Source organism: Salinivibrio sp. VYel1 (genome assembly GCF_009377945.1).
GTDB lineage: Bacteria > Pseudomonadota > Gammaproteobacteria > Enterobacterales > Vibrionaceae > Salinivibrio > Salinivibrio siamensis.
Window position 1 is genome coordinate 54,362 of sequence record NZ_RSAM01000009.1, and the last position, 18,238, is coordinate 72,599.

An 18,238-nucleotide genomic window follows, 5' to 3' on the forward strand; every position below is an offset into this window, starting at 1 on the left:
GGCGATAAGGGGATGGCATGACAAAAACGGTTTGGGTTGTGGGCGTGTTGATGGCGTTGGCTGGTTGTTCAACGCCAAGTTCGCAGCACAGTGAGCCCAATTTTGATAAGATTCAAGCCGCAGAGGCGCGTATTGCACTGGGATTAGGCTATCTAAACAGTGATCGCTATCAACAAGCGCAGCAAAACTTGCAGCAAGCGCGCCAATATGCACCTAACTACTATCGCACCTCGCTGTCGATGGCGTATTATCAACAACGTGTCGGTGAAAACGACAAAGCGGATCGCTTATATCAACAAGCGTTAGCGCAAGCGTCTGAAAAAGGCGATGTATATAACAATTACGGTGTTTTCTTGTGCGAACAACAGCGGTTTGCCGCGGCAAATGACGCATTTTTGCAAGCAGTCGTACAACCGTATTATCATCGTGTGTCAGACAGTTATGAAAACGCGGCGTTTTGTCAGCTAAAAGCTGGCCACGTAGAACGCGCAAAAGCCTTGTTTAGCAAAGCGGCTGATCACGACCCGCGGAATGTCCGTGCGGGTTTACAACTTGCCAAGTTAGAGATAGAGACTGGGCAAGAGGCAGCAGCCGTCGCACGTATCAAGCGGCTCCACCAACGCGTTGGTGTTCAGCCTGCCGGACTGTTATTGCTAGTGAAAGCTTATCAGCAACAAGGCTACACGGAGCGAGCTGCCCATGACGCTCAGCGATTGGCGCAACGGTTTCCAGAATCCAAAGAATATCAATTGTACCTAGCGAATGAATACTGAACAGACGGAAGAACAAGCGCAATCTGATACCCAACCTGCGCCCGGGGAAGTATTAAAGCAAGCGCGAGAGAAAATGGGCTGGAGTGTTCGTGATGTTGCTGACCGACTTCGGTTGCGGGTCAGTGTCATTGAGGATCTTGAACAAAACAACCCAGACATGGATCAATTGGCCACGTTTACACGTGGCTATTTGCGCTCCTATGCCAAGCTGATGCAAATCGACGCCGATCAGCTGTTGGGTAATAGTAATATGGAAGCGAGCAGTGCGGCTACCGTACAAAAAATGCAAAGCTTCTCGCGCAAAACGCGGCGGCAAAAGAGCGAAAGTCGATTAATGTGGCTGTCTTGGGTGATTATTGCCATTGCGGTCGGGATCACTGGCGTGTGGTATTGGCAGAATCAGCAGGCTATGACGTCCGTGCCAACACAATTGGATAGCCAACAAGCGGATGAACTCGTCACGACCCCATCAGCACAAGATAGCGCGATAGTTGCCGCCGATGCGCCGGCAATGGCCGAGCCTGCGATGACAGATTCGGCGGCCTCACAAGGGGCGGAGCCGCAAGTCACTGATGTACAAGATGCCGCGAACGCGCCGGTGTCAGATGAGGTGAGCCCATCAGCATCGACGGCGTCAGAATCGGCCACTGCGGTTGAGTCGGCGCAAACGGACGAGGCGACAACGCAAACAACACCAGAGGCACAACCAACGGCAGCGTCTGAGGATGAAGCCCCCGCAAGCACGGTCAATAACCGTCTGGTGATGACCTTTAGTGGAGATTGCTGGATAGACGTGCGAGACGCCAATGGTGAGCGACTGGCAACCGGGATAAAATCGGAGGGTGAACAAGTGACCTTAACCGGCGACACCCCGTATCAATTAGTATTGGGTGCCCCCAGTGTGGTGAAAATCACCTTTAATGGCGACAACATTGATCTTGATGGCTTCCCAACCGGCCAAGTGGCTCGGTTGCGCCTTCCGCAGTAATCAGAGAACGTCGATATGCACAACGAAACTCCCATCAAACGCCGTCCCTCAACGCGCATCAATGTCGGCAATGTGCCGATTGGTGATGGCGCGCCGATTGCCGTGCAATCTATGACCAACACGCGAACCACAGATGTGGCAGCCACCGTCGCGCAAATCAAAGCGCTAGAAGGGGTGGGTGCAGATATCGTTCGGGTGTCAGTACCCACCATGGACGCGGCGGAAGCGTTTAAAGAGATTAAAGCGCAAACGTCGATCCCTTTGGTGGCAGACATCCACTTTGACTACCGTATTGCATTAAAAGTGGCGGAGTATGGTGTCGATTGTTTGCGTATCAACCCAGGTAATATTGGTAAAGAAGAGCGCATTCGGGCGGTGGTGGATGCCGCACGTGATAAAAACATTCCAATCCGTATTGGTGTGAATGGCGGCTCACTTGAGCGTGATCTGCAAGAAAAATACGGGGAGCCAACGCCCGATGCTTTGGTCGAGTCGGCCATGCGTCATGTCGATATCTTGGACCGTCTTAACTTTGATCAATTTAAAGTCAGCGTCAAAGCGTCAGATGTCTTCTTGGCGGTTGAGTCTTATCGCAAACTTGCGCAGCAGATTGATCAACCTTTACACCTTGGCATTACGGAGGCCGGTGGCGCGCGTGCTGGTGCGGTTAAGTCATCCGTTGGTTTGGGAATGCTATTGGCGGAAGGCATTGGTGATACCTTGCGGGTATCGCTCGCCGCCGATCCGGTAGAAGAAATCAAAGTGGGCTTCGATATTCTCAAATCACTTCGCATTCGCTCGCGCGGCGTCAATTTTATTGCGTGTCCGAGCTGTTCGCGTCAAGAGTTTGATGTGATTGGTACAGTCAATGCGCTCGAGCAGCGCGTGGAAGATATACTGACCCCAATGGATGTCTCCGTGATTGGTTGTGTGGTCAATGGCCCGGGTGAAGCCGAAGCGTCTCACCTCGGTTTGGCTGGGGGTAACAAGCGCAGTGCTTATTACCTCGACGGTAAACGCCAAAAAGAGCGCTTTAATAACGACAACTTGGTGGATGAGTTGGAGGCAAAAATCCGCGCCAAAGCGGCGATGATGGATGAACGCAACCGCATCAAGGTGTCACAAATCGATCAAGAAGGCTAAGCCGTTAGGCGGCCTTCTCCCCTTTTCTATCATGTCGGTAACGGAAGTTAACGTGGCTAAAACAATTCAAGCAATTCGAGGCATGAATGACTGCCTCCCGTCTCAATCTCCTTTATGGCAAAAGCTCGAATCTACGATTAAAAAGGTAGTGAGCGCTTACGGCTATAGCGAAGTTCGCATGCCTATTGTGGAAGCAACGCATTTGTTTAGCCGTGCGATTGGCGAAGTGACAGACGTTGTCGAAAAAGAAATGTACACCTTCGATGATCGCAACGGTGACAGCCTCACTTTGCGTCCTGAAGGGACCGCGGGTTGTGTCCGAGCGGGGATCGAAAACGGTCTGCTGTACAACCAAGAGCACCGCCTGTGGTACACCGGGCCTATGTTCCGTCATGAGCGCCCACAAAAAGGTCGTTATCGCCAGTTTCATCAGTTTGGCGTTGAGGTGTTTGGCCTAAATGGCCCAGACGTGGACGCGGAACTTATCATGATGACCGCACGTATGTGGCGTGAGCTGGGCATTGCTGAGCATGTGCGATTGGAGCTTAACTCAATCGGCTCACCACAAGCGCGTGCGAACTATCGTCAAGCGCTGGTGGACTTTTTGATGCAACACGAATCAGTGTTGGATGAAGACAGCAAGCGTCGAATGCGGACCAACCCATTGCGCGTGCTCGATACCAAAAATGCGGACATCCAAGCTGTATTGGTTAATGCGCCTCAGTTGGGTGATTATCTGGATGACGAATCAAAACAGCATTTTGCCCTCTTGTGTGAACTCTTGGACGCGGCAGGTATCGAATACCAAGTTAACCACCGTTTGGTACGTGGCCTCGACTACTACAACCGGACCGTGTTTGAGTGGATCACCGATAGCTTGGGTGCGCAAGGCACGGTGTGCGGTGGTGGCCGTTATGATGGCTTGGTTGAGCAACTCGGGGGGAAAGCGACGCCTGCCGTTGGGTTTGCAATGGGATTGGAGCGTTTGGTTCTGATGCTGGAAAACCTCAACCAAGATGATGTCCGCCCGGCGGTGGATGTGTACATGGTCACGGCGGGTGAAGGCGCGATGATCGCTGGGATGAAACTGGCGGAGCGCTTACGTGAACAGGTGCCCGGACTGCGTGTGATGTCACATTTTGGCGGTGGTAGCTTTAAGAAACAGTTTAAGCGCGCGGATAAAGTCGGCGCCTCTGTGGCGCTCGTGCTAGGCGAGGATGAAGTTGCCAACGGCACAGTGGCGTTAAAAGATTTGAAAGGCGGCGAGCAACAAACACTGAATCAGGATGAGATCGCCGCGTCACTAAAAGCATTGATTTAAGAGGACAGAACGTGGACGTCTACACCACAGAAGAGCAGCAGGTTGAAGCCATTAAGAAGTGGTGGCGAGACAACGGTAAAGCGGTCGTGATCGGCGCCGTTGTCGGTTTGGGGGCGTTATATGGCTGGCGTTATTTTCAGTCACAACAGCTCACCAGCCAAGAGCAAGCCTCGCAGCAATACGAACAAGTGCTAAGTGGTATTGAAAGCGGCGATACCGTGTCATTGAGCCAATTAGAAGGCCATGAAGGTTATCGTGCCTTGGCAGCATTGCAGCTGGCACAAAAGCATGTTGCGCAAGGGGAGCTGGAAAGTGCCCGTGAGCAATTGCAAAATGCTCAGCAAGCCGTGAAAGACGAGGCGCTGTACGGGTTGGTGACGACACGCCTAGCGCGCGTTGAAGCGGAGTTAGGCAATTACTCAGCCGCATTGAGCGAACTCGACAAAGTCACCACGCAGAGCTGGACCGCGAAAGTGGAAGAGATCCGCGGCGACGTCTTGCTTCGTCAAGGCGACAAGCAGGCAGCGCGAGACGCGTATGCAGCGTCATTGGCGGCGGCGGAAAGCCCGACCGTTAACATGAAGCTTGATAATCTGAGTCAATAAGGTCGTGGTATGAAAAAACGATTATGGCGCATGGCTGCAATGGCCACGACCATGGCTGTACTGGCTGGCTGTGCCGGTGAAGAAGATGTGGTGCAAATGGCGCCACTGCCTGCTGTGACCAATGAGATATCTTCAACCCAGCATTGGCGAGCACAAGTGGGCGACGGTGTCGGGCAGTATTATTCCGCACTTCGGCCTACAGTTGCCTATGACAAAGTCTTTGCGGCTGATCGACAAGGTTTAGTCGCCGCCTTTGATGTAGAAAGCGGTGAATCTATCTGGCAACAGTCGGTGCAAGACGAGACACCGGCGTTGCTCTCCGGCGGGTTGAGCGCCTCATACGGCAAAGTGTATGTGGGTGGCGAAACGGGTCAAGTGTACGCACTGGATGCGGAAACCGGCGAGCGGGTTTGGCAACAGAACGTGAATGGCGAAGTGCTGGCCAAGCCTTTGGTGGAAGCTGGGTTGGTGATCGTTAACACCAGCCGTGGTGAGTTAGTGGCATTGGACGCGGAATCGGGCGAGCCACAGTGGAACAACACCAATGATGTGCCGAACTTGAGCCTACGCGGTGAAAGTGCGCCGGTGACTATTTCCGGCGGCGTATTCTGGGGGATGGCCAATGGACGCCTAGGCGCGGCGATGATCGAAACCGGACGGTCTATTTGGCAAATTCCTATCTCGACACCAAAAGGGGCGACTGAAATCGACCGCTTAGTGGATGTGGATGCGACCCCAGTGATCGATGGCGACCGTTTGTATGCAGTAGGCTATAATGGCCAATTAGTCTCTATTGATTTGCGCTCCGGAAAAGCGGCGTGGAAGCGGGATTTTTCCTCTGCTAAAGACTTCCTCGTAGCAGGCAATAGTATTTATCTTATTGATGATAAAGACAATATTGTTGCGTTAGATGCACGCAACGGCCTAGAGAAGTGGCGCAACACACAGTTGGCGTACCGTATCTTAACGGCACCCGCGGCAAGCGGCGGCTATCTGGTGGTCGGCGACAGCCAAGGCTACTTGCATTGGCTTGACCCGCAAACGGGCGATTTTGTCGCGCAGCAATCACTGGAAGGTAACGGGATCGCTGTTGCCCCAGTGCAAACGGATGATGGCTATATCGTGATCACCCGTGATGGTCAACTGAGAAAGCTGAGTATCGAGTAAGCGAAGCCACCCAGTTCTATATTTAGGCTCCTGGCTGCAAAGACAGTCGGGAGCCTTGTTTATTAATAAAGCGAATGAAAAGAAGAGGCCTACATGATTCCTGTTATAGCCCTAGTGGGGCGCCCGAATGTGGGGAAATCGACGCTCTTTAACCGTCTTACCCGCACACGCGATGCATTAGTAGCGGATTTTCCGGGACTGACCAGGGATCGAAAATACGGCAAAGCATTGCTGGATGATCACGAGTTTATCGTGATCGACACCGGCGGCATTGACGGCACCGAAGAAGGTGTAGAAACCAAGATGGCGGAGCAGTCGATAGCGGCGATTGAAGAAGCCGATGTCGTGCTGTTTATGGTGGATGGTCGAGCCGGTCTTACGCCAGCGGACAAAGACATTGCTCAGCATATCCGTACCCGTGAAAAAACCACCTTCTTGGTGGTGAACAAAGTGGATGGTATTGACCCAGACACGGCAACCGCTGACTTTTGGCAGCTGGGTATGGACAACATGTTCCAAATTGCCGCCGCGCATGGTCGAGGCGTGAGTGGCTTGATTAATCGTGCGTTGACGCCTTTGGTTGAGCAAGTGTCCGCGGACGAGGACGACGAGCAAGCAGGCTTGGTCGATTTGACCGATGAAGCGGATACGCTCGACAGTGGCGAAGACGCGGTTAAAACCGAAGAGCAGGCTGAAAGCGAGTATGAATACTTACAGTCGCTGCCGATTAAAATCGGTATTATCGGCCGTCCCAATGTGGGTAAATCAACCCTGACTAACCGTATGCTGGGCGAAGAGCGCGTGGTGGTTTATGACATGCCAGGCACTACCCGTGACTCGATTTACATTCCCATGGAGCGTGATGGTCGCGAATACGTGATGATTGATACCGCCGGGGTTCGACGTCGTAAACGGGTGACCGATAAAGTGGAAAAATTTTCGGTGATCCAAACCCTCAAGGCGATTGAAGATGCCAACGTCGTATTGTTGGTGATCGACGCACGAGAGAACATCTCGGACCAAGACTTAAGCTTACTTGGTTTTGCGCTGAATGCGGGCCGCTCGATTGTTTTGGCGGTCAACAAGTGGGATGGCTTAGATAGCGAAGTGAAAGAGCGCGTGAAGTCTGAGCTTGATCGCCGCTTAGGGTTTGTCGACTTTGCCCGTGTGCATTTTATTTCTGCGTTGCACGGCACTGGGGTAGGTCACTTGTTTGAGTCGATTCAAGAGGCGTATCAGTCAGCGACAAAACGCGTCGGAACCGCGATGCTCACCCGCATTTTGAAAATGGCGCAAGATGACCATCAGCCACCGATGATCCGTGGGCGTCGGGTGAAGCTCAAATATGCGCACGCAGGCGGCTACAACCCGCCGATTGTGGTGGTTCATGGTAACTTGGTCAAAGAGCTACCAGACTCTTATAAGCGTTATTTGATGAATTACTATCGGCGAACCTTGGATATTATGGGCACGCCGATAAAGATCCAATTCCAAAACAGCGAAAACCCCTATGAGGGGAAAAAAGAAAAGCTGACATTATCTCAATCCCGTCAGCGTAAACGCTTAATGGATATGGTGAAAAACCGCAATAAGAAGTAATACAAAGCCCAGCAGCGATGCTGGGCTTTTTTTTGATCGCGATGTGGTGGGTTCGATCTCTCTTAGGATCGGTTACTGAATAAAAGTGATCTGACTCACATTAATGAGCGCGATTATCTGTTGTCTTAGATCCTAGTGTGTCACGCTGCCGCTCAGGTTTTGAGCGGTGATAAAATCGACACCCCTTCCCACGTCACACTTTTAGATTGTTCTGGATCCAGGCTTTAATAAAACGCATTTCAGGTTTTTATCCTTTTAAAAATCCAAATGCAGAATATGTAACTTATGCTTTCGGGAAGTGTATTGATAAATATTCTTTTCAGGGTAGGAAGCTGATCAAGGGGAATAAACCCCAAGATCGCGCGATCGCTTACTGATCGGTCAGATGTGTGTTGTGCAGAGTTTAATCAGAAGATTGATGCGGGTGTCGCTGCCGAACCACGCTGGTGACATCGCCGTTGCTGAGCTGAGTGTGTAAGGTATCGCCCTCTTCTAGCTGGTTGATGTTAGTGACGATGTGCCCATCACTATCACGGCTAATTGAATAGCCGCGAGAAAGGGTGGCAAGTGGGCTGACCGCATCTAAGGTGGCGACCAAGGTGGCGAGTCGCTGTTGCGCATGTGACAGGTGTGAGTCCATCGCGTGGGTGAGGCGTTGATGGTATTGCGCCAATTGAGCCTGATGTTGCTGAATACGACGGTCAGGCGTCATGCGCTGCAATCGATTATCTAGCGTGTTCAGTTGGCTGCTGTACCGTGAAAACTGCTTAGTGAGTGCCTGATGCATCCGTCTTTGCAGCTCATCAATATGCTGACTTTGCTGTTGTAGACGACGGCGAGGGTGCTGATGAGACAAACGGTGTTCGTGCTGCGTCAGTGCCCGTTGCTGGCGATACAGGAGGGTGCCAATCGCGTTTTTGAGCGCTTGCTCGCGCTGCTGATATTGCTGCAAGCGATAACTGAGGTCACGGCTCACTAATTCTGCGGCGGCTGATGGCGTCGGCGCGCGCACGTCGGCAACAAAGTCAGCAATGGTAACATCCACTTCATGGCCCACGGCACTGACGATAGGGATCTGACTGGCGGCGATAGTACGGGCGACGATTTCTTCATTAAAGCACCATAAATCTTCGAGTGAGCCACCGCCACGGCCAACAATCAGCACATCACATTCGTTGCGGCTGTTGGCACGTCCAATGGCTTGGGCAATAGAGACCGCTGCCTCTTGTCCTTGTACCAGCGTTGGATAGATAACCACTGGCAGGCTCGGATCGCGCCGTTTCAACACATTTAGAATATCGTGCAAGGCAGCGCCTGTTTTGGAGGTGATTATGCCAACGCGTTTGGGTTGGTCGGGCAAGGCCTGTTTGGCGCTTTGTGCGAATAAGCCTTCAGCGGCTAACGCTTGTTTGCGTTGCTCAAACGCCTGTTGCAGTCGTCCATCGCCTTCGGGCTGCATGTTTTCTAAGATCAGTTGATAGTCGCCGCGAGGCTCGTACATAGAGACACGCGCACGCACCAACACTTGATCGCCGTTTTTAGGTTTGAACATCACGCGGCGATTGTTACCACGGAACATCGCACATTTAACTTGGCTTTGGTTATCTTTCAACGATAAATACCAGTGACCGGATGTCGCAGCGGTAAAATTAGAGATTTCACCCGTGAGCCAGACGATACCGATGTTTTTCTCCAAGCAAAGACGCACTTCGGCATTTAAGCGAGAGACGGAAAGAATGTTTCGGTTGTTAGCGGTCACGATCACGGATCCTTTCAATAAGCCTGAGGGCATACTACCTGCCGCACCCCAGTATGCCAAATAGACCTTGAGCAATCGGTTGCGAAAAAGTCGCGTTGATATCTGGTGATAAATCAACCGACTAAAAATCCGTTGCCCACCAAACAGCGATTCTTAATAAAAATCGATAGCCAAACGTTTGCGCTGCCCGTATAATGCTGCGGCAATATTTTGTTCCCCTTCACAAATTTTGGTGTGAGATATTGCAATGCTGAGAATCGCGAAAGAAGCGCTAACCTTTGACGATGTACTCCTCGTCCCTGCCCACTCAAATGTTCTTCCTAACCATGCCGATCTGCGTACAAAACTGACACGCTCGATCAGCTTAAACATTCCTGTTCTATCCGCCGCGATGGACACGGTGACCGAAGCCCGTTTGGCGATTGCCTTGGCGCAAGAAGGTGGTCTTGGCTTTATCCATAAGAACATGACTATCGAGCAACAAGCCGAACAAGTACGCTTGGTCAAAATCTATGAAGCAGGCATGGTCACCAATCCAGTGACTGTAACCCCAGAAATGACCATTGCTGACGTGAAGGCACTGACTGAGCGTAACGGCTTTGCCGGTTACCCTGTTGTCAATGCACAAAAAGAGCTGGTGGGGATCATCACAGGCCGTGACGTACGTTTTGTGTCTGACTTAAGCAAGCGCGTCGAAGACGTGATGACACCAAAATCTCGCCTCGCCACTGTGCAAGAAGGCGCAGAACGTGAGCAGGTACAACAGCTCATGCAACAGCACCGCGTCGAGAAGATTTTGGTGGTCAACCCAAGTCATCATCTCACCGGTATGATCACCGCCAAAGATTTCCAAAAAGCGGAAAGCAAGCCCAATGCCTGTAAAGACGAGCAAGGCCGCTTGCGTGTCGGTGGCGCGGTTGGTGCCGGTGCGGGCAACGAAGAGCGCATTGCCGCCTTGGTTGAAGCGGGCGTGGATGTGCTGCTGATTGACTCATCACATGGCCACTCTGAAGGGGTTCTGCAACGTATTCGTGATGCACGTGCCGCGTATCCGAACCTGCAGATTGTGGGCGGCAATGTCGCCACCGCTGAAGGCGCACGCGCCCTGATTGAAGCCGGTGTCGATGCCGTCAAGGTTGGAATTGGCCCAGGCTCGATTTGTACCACGCGTATCGTTACCGGCGTGGGTGTCCCGCAGATCACTGCGATCAGTGATGCAGCCGCTGTAGCGCAAGAGTACGGCATTCCCGTGATTGCCGATGGCGGTATCCGCTTCTCAGGGGATTTGTGTAAAGCGATTGCCGCGGGCGCGTCGTGCGTGATGGTGGGCTCAATGCTCGCTGGTACCGAAGAGTCTCCAGGGGAAGTCGAACTTTACCAAGGCCGTGCATATAAATCATATCGCGGTATGGGCTCGGTGGGCGCGATGTCAAAAGGCTCGTCTGACCGTTATTTCCAAAGCGACAACGCCGCAGACAAGCTGGTACCTGAAGGGATTGAAGGGCGTGTCGATTACAAAGGCATGATGAAAGAGATCATTCATCAGCAAATGGGTGGCCTGCGCTCCAGCATGGGCCTCACCGGCTCTGCCACCATTGAAGAGATGCGTACCCAAGCGCAGTTTGTTCGCGTCACTGGCGCGGGCATGAAAGAGTCACACGCGCATGATGTCACCATTACTAAAGAAGCGCCGAACTACCGTCTCGGCTAAAGACATCACCACCGCGATGCATTTGAGAGGGGAGCTCGGCTCCCCTTTGTTCCACTTAATTGAGAAAGCCAGATAATGACCCAGAACATTCATGCTCAACGTATTTTGATCCTTGATTTTGGCTCCCAGTACACCCAACTGATTGCGCGCCGTGTCCGTGAAATCGGTGTGTATTGTGAGCTTTGGAGCTGGGATGTGGATGAGCAAGACATTCGTGACTTTGCCCCTAACGGCATCATCCTATCCGGTGGCCCAGAGAGCGTGGCAGAGGAGAACTCGCCGCGTGCACCGCAGTATGTCTTTAATGCCGGCGTGCCTGTGTTAGGGGTTTGTTATGGTATGCAGACCATGGCCGAGCAGCTTGGTGGTAAGGTGGCCGGCTCTGAGCACCGTGAGTTTGGCTATGCGCAAGTGAAGCGCGTTGGGCAAAGTGCACTGTTTGATGGCATTGAAGATGCCATCGCCGATGACGGGCATGCGCTCCTCGATGTATGGATGAGCCATGGTGATAAAGTGGTCGCCATTCCAGAAGATTTTGTCAAAGTGGCCGAGACGGACACTTGCCCCTTCGCGGCCATGGCCAATGAAGACAAACGTTTTTATGGCGTGCAATTCCATCCAGAAGTCACTCACACGCGCCAAGGCCAACGTATGTTGGAGCAGTTTGTGATGCAAATCTGCCAATGCGAGCGCTTGTGGACACCAGCCACCATTATTGACGATGCGATTGAGCGTATTCGTGAGCAAGTCGGGGATGATGAAGTGATCCTTGGCCTGTCTGGCGGCGTCGACTCTTCTGTGGTCGCCATGCTGGTTCACCGCGCAATTGGCGATAAGCTTACGTGTGTATTCGTCGATAACGGCCTATTGCGTCTTAATGAAGGTGAGCAAGTACTGGAAATGTTCGGTGACCACTTTGGTTTGAACATTGTCCATGTCAACGCCGAAGACCGTTTCCTCGATGCTCTTAAAGGCGAAGCGGATCCTGAAGCCAAGCGTAAAATCATTGGCCGCGTGTTTGTCGAGGTATTCGATGAGCAAGCGAGCAAAATGAAAAATGCTAAGTGGCTGGCACAAGGCACCATCTACCCGGATGTAATTGAGTCAGCAGCCTCGAAAACCGGTAAAGCGCATGTGATCAAATCACACCACAACGTCGGTGGCCTGCCGGAAGAAATGGAAATGGGTCTGGTTGAGCCACTCAAAGAGTTATTCAAAGACGAAGTGCGTAAAATTGGCCTTGAGCTAGGCTTACCGTACCACATGCTTTATCGCCACCCCTTCCCAGGGCCAGGCCTTGGTGTGCGCGTGCTGGGTGAAATTCAAAAAGAATACTGCGATCTGCTTCGTCGCGCCGATGCGATCTTTATCGAAGAGCTGCGCAACGCCGATCTCTACGAGAAAGTCTCGCAAGCCTTTGCGGTATTCCTACCTGTTCGTTCGGTAGGCGTGATGGGCGATGGCCGTAAATACGACTGGATCATTGCCCTGCGTGCCGTCGAGACCATCGACTTTATGACCGCACATTGGGCACACCTGCCATACGATTTTCTGGGTAAGGTATCAAACCGCATCATCAACGAAGTCGACGGCATCTCCCGCGTGGTTTACGACGTCTCCGGCAAACCGCCAGCGACAATTGAGTGGGAATAATTTCCAACCGAAAAGCTTGACGTTAACAAGCTCTAAATAGAAAAAGTCCGCGCAATGGCGGACTTTTTTATTGGTATTCGCGGATGACAGCGTCTTGGCTCAGTCCTTATAACTGTCCGAATTTACCTGCTTGCAGATCGTTGAACGCTTGCAAAATCTCTTGCTTAGTATTCATCACAAAAGGGCCATGACCGACGATGGGATCGGTCATGGGCTCGCCACTGAGTAGCAAAATCACGCTATCTTGTGAGGCGTGCAATGCGACCTCGCGTCCTTGGCGACTAAGCAGTGCCATATCGGCATCGCCAATTGGGTCGGCGCCGTTGATACTGACATTGCCCTCCAGTATTACCACCGCGGTGGTCCAGTCTTGGGGGAGCGTAAGCTGCGTTTTTCCGTCAGCGTTTAACCGTATATCCCAAACCTGCATAGGACTGAAGGTTTTGGCCGGTCCCTGCTGGCCCTCAAACTCACCGGCTATGAGCCGTAATGTGCCCGCCTTATCGGCCAGGGGAATGTCGGGGATATCGGCTTTGCGAATGCCTTGATAGTTCGGGTCGGTCATTTTGTCTTTTTTGGGGAGGTTAACCCACAGTTGCGCCATTTGCAGCTCGCCGCCAGTGTGGCTGAACGCACTGGAATGAAACTCCTCGTGCATAATGCCGCTGCCTGCGGTCATCCACTGCACATCCCCGGGGCCAATCACGCCGCCTTTACCGCTGGAGTCACGATGCGCCACTTCACCTTGGTACACAATGGTCACGGTTTCAAAGCCGCGATGGGGATGCTCACCCACGCCTCGCTTCACGCCATCCGCCGGAAAGTGCATCGGGCCAGCATAGTCCAGCAGTAAAAAGGGGCTCATCTCCGCCGCTTGATTGTGATAGGAAAACAGTGAGCGGGCAGGGAAACCATTACCGACCCAGTGCGGTGCAGGGGCTTTTATGACACGCGAAATGGATTTCATGGTGATCTCCTCGAGTGGGTTTACCTCCATCATATATTTGATGACATAGATTGCTAGGGGTTAAAACACGACTTCCACGCCATATAGGTTTTTTGTTTCTAAATGTTTCAGTGTCCTCAGTAAGCATCCGTTTTTTGTGCTGCTTTTCTAACTACAAAATAATTTAACATTTGGTTAACTGGCTTGCTTATGGCTAACTATGCTGTTTTTTGCTTTACTGGCGATGGTTTGTCATTTTAATGTCACTAAAGCCTGGTGGATCAGGTAAGCAAAGACACAACATCGAAAAATGGAGTAAACAGTGAGCCAACACATAAGCGACTCAACCGATGCTGGCCAGCCGCGCGGCATGGATCGGTTTTTGAACATGATAGAGCGGGCAGGGAACCGAATTCCGGATCCCGCGCTATTGTTTTTTTGGGGGCTGATCACCGTGTGGGTATTATCAGCCATTCTCTCTCAGGTTTCTTTTGATTCAGTCCACCCTTTGACCGGTGACGCTGTCCAAGTGAAAAACCTGCTCACCGGTAGTGCGCTCGCCCACTTTTTAGCCAATATGGTTGACACCTTTACTGGATTTGCGCCGCTGGGGATTGTTTTGGTGGCGATGCTCGGTGTGGGGGTGGCTGACCAGTCCGGCTTTATTACCACCGGCCTTAAGAAAATGCTGAGTGTGACGCCAAAGCAAGCGCTTACGCCGATGCTGATTCTGGTGGCGATCGTTTCGCATACCGCCGCAGATGCAGGCTATGTGCTGGTGATCCCGCTGGGTGGGATTATCTTCCACGCCGCGGGTCGTCATCCGTTGGCCGGTATTGCTGCCGCCTTTGCCGGGGTATCCGGCGGCTTCTCCGCGAACTTTATTCCGTCAGGGATTGACCCTTTGCTGGCCGGTTTTACTGAATCTGCCGCGCATGTGTTGGACGATAGCTATCAGGTAAACCCGCTTGCGAACCTCTATTTCACTGGTCTGTCATCGATTTTGATTGTGGCGTTGGGCTGGTTTGTGACTGAGAAAATAGTCGAGCCACGTCTAAATCGCACGCCAATTGATGAGGACGCAGAAGACGCACCAGATTTAGGCTCTTTTACGGCAATTGAAGGGAAGGCGTTTAATCGAGCTGGGCTGGCGATGCTGCTAGGAATTGCCGCGCTAGTGGCGGCCTCATGGCCGGAAACGTCACCGCTTCGCTCACCGGCGGGCGAGCTGACCGCCTTTGATGCACCGATTATGCAATCGATCGTGCCGCTGATTTTTGTGCTGTTTATAATTCCAGGCATTGTTTATGGCAAAACCGCGGGTACCTTTAAAACTAGCCAAGACGTGATCAAATCCATGTCTGACACTATGGCGACCATGGGCGCTTATATGGTGATGGCGTTTTTCTGCGCGCAATTCTTAGCCGCATTTACCCAATCAAACATTGGTACTTTGTTGGCGCTCAGCGGCGCGGAGCTGTTGCAGTCAATGAACCTGCCAGGTGAGATGACGATTGTGGGGATGATTTTGCTGACGGCAATGGTGAACTTATTGATTGGTTCCGCGTCGGCGAAATGGGGGCTGATCGGGCCGATTCTCGTGCCGATGTTAATGGTCGTGGGCATTTCTCCTGAATTGTCGCAAGCGGCTTATCGTGTGGGTGATTCTGTGTCGAACATTATCTCGCCATTGATGGTGTTCTTCCCGTTGGTGGTGGTGTACTGCCAGCGTTACGTGAAAACCACGGGGATTGGTACCGTGGCCTCAATGATGATCCCTTATTCTCTGACCATGCTGGTGGGCTGGACCTTATTCTTACTCGCCTACTGGGCGCTAGGATTGCCTCTGGGCATTCAAGCCAGTTACCAATACTTGGTGCAGTAATACGCTGTTGCGCGTTGAGTGTCTTAAGCCGGCCTTCGAGCCGGCTTATTTGTATCGTATACTGAGGGCGTATTAGGTTGTTAGTCACAGAGGTTGGGATGAAAGATCCACACGCGTCGGGTAGCGAGCACGACGTTTATATGCGCCACGCGATCCAGCTAGCAGACAAAGCGGAGCAAGAGGGTGAAGTGCCTGTTGGCGCTGTCGTGGTGTATCAAGGTGAGGTGGTGGGCACGGGGTGGAACCGAACCATTACCCAGCATGATGCAACGGCCCATGCCGAAGTGATGGCATTACGCCAAGCCGGCCAAGTGCTGGGTAATTATCGTTTATTAGACGCGGATCTTTATGTGACATTAGAGCCTTGTCCCATGTGTGCGGCGGCGATGGTGCATGGCCGTGTCAGAAAGGTTTTCTTTGGCGCGCCTGATCCCAAAACCGGGGCCGCTGGCTCGGTAATGAACTTACTCAGCTATGACGGTGTTAATCATCATGTGCAAAGTGAGGGAGGGATGTTAGAAGCGGAATGCCGTGCGCAACTGCAAGCCTTTTTCCGCCGTCGTCGTGCCGAAAAAAAGGCCGCTAAAAAAGCAGCCTGTCAATCTCAATCTTGCTTACCTGACTCAGGCAAGGTGTCCTAAAACGCGTCATCAAAGGCCGCAAATTCACGAATCGCAAAGGCACGTTGTCGCCAAAGTACCTTCTTGTGCATATTTTGGCGCATACGCTTACGCCGGTTAGCGGATGAAATGTTGTTTTTGCGAAAGCTTTGTTTCACCAGCCGTTTTCTTGGAACCATGCTGTCCTCATTGCGGTTGCGTGTCTGATTGCGGTGTCGAGTTATCCTCTGACTGCGATGACGCCGGGTCAGGCGCTTGCTCGGTTGTTTGCTCGGGGGCATTTTCCGACGGCTCGTCAGGGGCGACGATCGTCTGCAGACCACCGAGATCTTCAACTTGTTGGCTGTCAAGTGACTCTATGTGCGCTTTCTCATAGCCTAGAATACTTTGGTAATAGCGGCGAATATTTTCGACGTAGCTAAGCGCTTCGTAGCCACGCGCGTAGCCGTAGCGTGTTTGGGTGTAATACTGGCGCTTGGCTAACAATGGCAGCCGCTGTTTTACATCACTCCAAGAGTTAGGATCGGCGCCTTGCGCCTCCGTCAGTCGGCGCGCATCCATCATATGGCCAAAACCAATATTGTAAGACGCGAGAGCAAACCAAATGCGCTCGTGTGGATTAACACTGTCTGGTACACGGTCAAGTACACGTTGCAGGTAGAGCGAACCGCCTTTAATGCTTTGCTCTGGGTCGAGGCGATTGCGCACGCCCACGGATTTGGCCGTCGGCAGGGTAAGCATCATCATGCCGCGCACCCCAGTGGGGGAGATCGCCCGTGGGTTCCAATGTGACTCTTGATACGATAGGGCCGCCAGTAAGCGCCAATCAAAATCGTTCGCGTGCTTTTTGAAAAGCGGCTCCCACTTAGGCAACTTGCTCTCCAATGCCCGTAAAAAGGCGCGGGTATCGACGTAATCGAATTGGTCGACGTGACCAAAATACTTCTCTTCTAAAATAGCTAATTCGCCAGTTTGGTTTATCTCACCGAAGAAGTTGACCATTAAGGCATAGGCACTGCTGTCGCCTTGTTTTTTCATAAACCAGGCCACGGGTTCGTCCTCACTAAGGGCCATGGCGACGGCAATATCTGGGTGGGTGCGTTGCATCAAGGCAATATCGACGGAGTCGGCAATGGTAAAGTCAATCTCACCGTCTGCGACTTGTTTAAGCAGCTCATCATCGTCGGCGTCCTGCACGACTTTCCAGCTGAGATCAGGGTGATCTTGTTTTAACGCTTGCAAGGTGAGGTCGTGGCTAGAGTCTTCCACCACCGCCATGATGGCATCTTCACGATTAAAATCATCAACATCCCGCGGGCGCCAATGCCCTTTTTTATAGACCACTTGTTGGCTGACAAAGTAGTAGGCAGGGCCAGGGCGAAACTGAGCTAAACGTTGGTCGGTAATGGTAAGGCCTGCCGCAATCAGATCCACGTCGCCGCGTTCAAGGGCTGGAAAGAGGCCGGAAAGCGTATAAGTGGGCACCATTTCTAGCTTGACCCCGAGCTTGTCAGCAAACCGAGCGGCGAGCTCGTAATCTAGTCCGGTAGGGCCGTCGGGGCCGATGTAGTAAGAGAGTTCGTTGTTGAGTGTCCCGACTCTTAAGACACCACGGTCTCGAATTTTTTCTAGAACGGTACGATCGTCGAACGTCCAATCACAGCCTGTGACGGTGAGGCTAAGCACAAGCACCGTTAGGCTAATCATCCATGATCGCAAAGAAAAGTCACGCTGTGTCAAAGGCTGTCGCTCACTGTTGCATGCCAGCATCAAACGGCTAGCGATGATCGATAGACGCGCCATTCTACGTGAATAGACGTCAGACCGATAGAGGGAAAATTTTTTGCGCAAACGGTTGCGTCAGGTGTGTTGTCGGTGACAGTTTTCCCCTATAATGGCGGCCGCTTAGGCAAAACGCCAGTCTTAAAGCGCGTGTGGCGTGGCGACACCTCCGAGCAACGTGGGAGGACTGCCCTGGGAGTCAGCGTTAACGATAACGGAGAGAGCAACCATTGCGGCAATGCCGGTGGTGATACCCAAGTTATGGTGCCAAGATGCGATAACTTGG

General features: G+C 52.3%; 15 protein-coding genes. 11 read left to right on the forward strand and 4 right to left on the reverse strand.

The annotated features are described in order from the left end of the window. Positions 1–17: 17 nt before the first annotated feature. From pilW to der, 7 genes are all read left to right on the forward strand, one after another. Positions 18–773: a type IV pilus biogenesis/stability protein PilW gene (gene pilW, locus EHW58_RS09960; protein WP_152796204.1), complete on the forward strand. Its 756-nt coding sequence runs from the start codon at positions 18–20 to the stop codon at positions 771–773. Further along, a complete protein-coding gene (gene rodZ, locus EHW58_RS09965; protein WP_152796206.1) occupies positions 763–1,761 on the forward strand; it encodes a cytoskeleton protein RodZ in 999 nt (332 codons plus the stop codon). The genes pilW and rodZ overlap by 11 nt, the downstream gene beginning before the upstream one ends. A gap of 15 nt (positions 1,762–1,776) precedes the next feature. Next, positions 1,777–2,904: a flavodoxin-dependent (E)-4-hydroxy-3-methylbut-2-enyl-diphosphate synthase gene (gene ispG / locus EHW58_RS09970; RefSeq protein WP_077579552.1), complete on the forward strand. Its 1,128-nt coding sequence runs from the start codon at positions 1,777–1,779 to the stop codon at positions 2,902–2,904. Between the two features lie 52 nt (positions 2,905–2,956). Continuing rightward, positions 2,957–4,225 (forward strand): histidine--tRNA ligase, encoded by a 1,269-nt coding sequence (gene hisS / locus EHW58_RS09975; RefSeq protein WP_370517849.1) that lies wholly within the window; start codon positions 2,957–2,959, stop codon positions 4,223–4,225. 11 nt (positions 4,226–4,236) lie between these two features. Next, the gene (locus tag EHW58_RS09980; RefSeq protein WP_370517850.1) at positions 4,237–4,830 is read left to right on the forward strand and encodes a YfgM family protein; all 594 of its coding nucleotides are present in this window, start codon (positions 4,237–4,239) and stop codon (positions 4,828–4,830) included. A 9-nt stretch (positions 4,831–4,839) separates the two neighbouring features. Further along, positions 4,840–5,997: an outer membrane protein assembly factor BamB gene (gene bamB, locus EHW58_RS09985; protein ID WP_152796208.1), complete on the forward strand. Its 1,158-nt coding sequence runs from the start codon at positions 4,840–4,842 to the stop codon at positions 5,995–5,997. A gap of 93 nt (positions 5,998–6,090) precedes the next feature. After that, positions 6,091–7,596 carry a ribosome biogenesis GTPase Der gene (gene der / locus EHW58_RS09990; RefSeq protein ID WP_152796210.1) on the forward strand — a complete coding sequence of 502 codons (1,506 nt, stop codon included), beginning with the start codon at positions 6,091–6,093 and terminating at the stop codon, positions 7,594–7,596. Between the two features lie 403 nt (positions 7,597–7,999). Here the strand turns inward: der and xseA are convergent, their stop codons facing one another. Continuing rightward, positions 8,000–9,388, reverse strand: a complete 1,389-nt coding sequence (xseA, locus tag EHW58_RS09995; RefSeq protein ID WP_152796212.1) for an exodeoxyribonuclease VII large subunit — start codon at positions 9,386–9,388, stop codon at positions 8,000–8,002. Between the two features lie 214 nt (positions 9,389–9,602). On the opposite strand from xseA, the gene guaB reads away from it, so the two are divergent. Together guaB and guaA are read left to right on the forward strand one after the other, a co-directional pair. Beyond that, positions 9,603–11,066 carry an IMP dehydrogenase gene (gene guaB, locus EHW58_RS10000; protein ID WP_046074993.1) on the forward strand — a complete coding sequence of 488 codons (1,464 nt, stop codon included), beginning with the start codon at positions 9,603–9,605 and terminating at the stop codon, positions 11,064–11,066. Between the two features lie 75 nt (positions 11,067–11,141). After that, positions 11,142–12,719, forward strand: a complete 1,578-nt coding sequence (gene guaA / locus EHW58_RS10005; RefSeq protein WP_046074992.1) for a glutamine-hydrolyzing GMP synthase — start codon at positions 11,142–11,144, stop codon at positions 12,717–12,719. Between the two features lie 106 nt (positions 12,720–12,825). Here the strand turns inward: guaA and EHW58_RS10010 are convergent, their stop codons facing one another. Further along, entirely contained in the window at positions 12,826–13,686 is an 861-nt protein-coding gene (locus EHW58_RS10010) for a pirin family protein (protein ID WP_152796214.1), read from the reverse strand. A 349-nt stretch (positions 13,687–14,035) separates the two neighbouring features. Between EHW58_RS10010 and EHW58_RS10015 the strand changes: the two genes are divergently transcribed. Both EHW58_RS10015 and tadA read left to right on the forward strand, forming a co-directional pair. Next, a complete protein-coding gene (locus tag EHW58_RS10015; RefSeq protein ID WP_152796298.1) occupies positions 14,036–15,550 on the forward strand; it encodes an AbgT family transporter in 1,515 nt (504 codons plus the stop codon). 98 nt (positions 15,551–15,648) lie between these two features. Beyond that, entirely contained in the window at positions 15,649–16,191 is a 543-nt protein-coding gene (gene tadA / locus EHW58_RS10020; RefSeq protein WP_077577991.1) for a tRNA adenosine(34) deaminase TadA, read from the forward strand. On the opposite strand, the gene EHW58_RS15680 is transcribed toward tadA, so the two are convergent. Next, a complete protein-coding gene (locus EHW58_RS15680) occupies positions 16,188–16,349 on the reverse strand; it encodes a hypothetical protein (RefSeq protein ID WP_167369481.1) in 162 nt (53 codons plus the stop codon). The genes tadA and EHW58_RS15680 overlap by 4 nt on opposite strands. A 7-nt stretch (positions 16,350–16,356) precedes the next feature. Continuing rightward, on the reverse strand, positions 16,357–17,877 hold the full coding sequence (gene mltF / locus EHW58_RS10025; protein WP_227486536.1) for a membrane-bound lytic murein transglycosylase MltF: 1,521 nt from the start codon (positions 17,875–17,877) through the stop codon (positions 16,357–16,359). Positions 17,878–18,238: the final 361 nt, after the last annotated feature.